Source organism: Rhodopseudomonas sp. BR0C11 (genome assembly GCF_010820945.1).
Classification (GTDB): Bacteria; Pseudomonadota; Alphaproteobacteria; order Rhizobiales; family Xanthobacteraceae; genus Rhodopseudomonas; species Rhodopseudomonas palustris_H.
This window is the reverse complement of sequence record NZ_QTKI01000779.1, coordinates 1-775: the sequence shown is the minus strand read 5'-3', so window position 1 is coordinate 775 and position 775 is coordinate 1. Positions and strand designations below refer to the sequence as shown.

The window sequence follows — 775 nt, the reverse complement described above, 5'->3', positions numbered from 1 at the left end:
CCGGCGAGCTCGGCCTCTCCCGCGACGGCGCCGAAGTGGCACGCGGCGATCTTCGGACCGAACCCGGCCGCGCCGCGATCGAACAGTTCTTCGCCGGCTATTGCGCCGACGAGCTGCGCGGACCGCCGAAGCTGCTGGCCGGCCAAGGCCACAGCTTCTCGGACGTCGCCCGCAAGGTGGTGTCGATCATCAACCTGGCCAGCGTCGCGGCACTGGAAGCCATGATCGGCCGCCCGGTCGATCCGCTGCGATTCCGCGGCAACCTCTATGTCCAGGGCTGGCCGGCTTGGCACGAATTCGACCTGATGGACCAGACGCTGCTGATCGGCAACGCCAAGCTCAAGGTCGTCAAACGCATCGTCCGCTGCGCCGCCACCAATGTCGATCCGCAGACCGCCGCCCGCGACATGGCGATCCCCGAGACCCTGCAGCAGAACCTCGGCCACGCCGATTGCGGGGTCTATGCCGAAGTGATCGAAGCCGGCGACCTCGCGCAGGGCGATGCTGTGCAGGTCGAGCAGGCGACATTGTTCGCTTAGCTTGCTTGCAAGATCGTACTCAACACCCCTGACGTCATCGCCGGGCTCGACCCGGCGATCCATCTTCTTCGAAGAGGCGCGCTTCGCGCGCGATGGATGCGCGGGCCTTCGCCGCGCCGAAGCGGCTTCGGCCGCGCAGGCGGGTCGAGCCCGCGCATGACGATCGCGTGCGGGAAAGCGCCTCGTATCAGCTCGACGGCATCACGTAGGCGTAGATGCGGCTCTTCGAATACACC

General features: G+C 67.1%; 1 protein-coding gene and 1 pseudogene. One reads left to right on the top strand and one right to left on the bottom strand.

The features are described 5' to 3' along the window. On the top strand, nt 1–539 hold a 539-nt coding region (locus DYI24_RS27330; RefSeq protein WP_164574537.1), incomplete at its 5' end, for an MOSC domain-containing protein. On the opposite strand, the pseudogene DYI24_RS28185 reads toward DYI24_RS27330, so the two are convergent. Next, nucleotides 536–775, bottom strand: a pseudogene (locus DYI24_RS28185) (hypothetical protein); the annotation flags it as partial. The gene DYI24_RS27330 and the pseudogene DYI24_RS28185 overlap by 4 nt on opposite strands.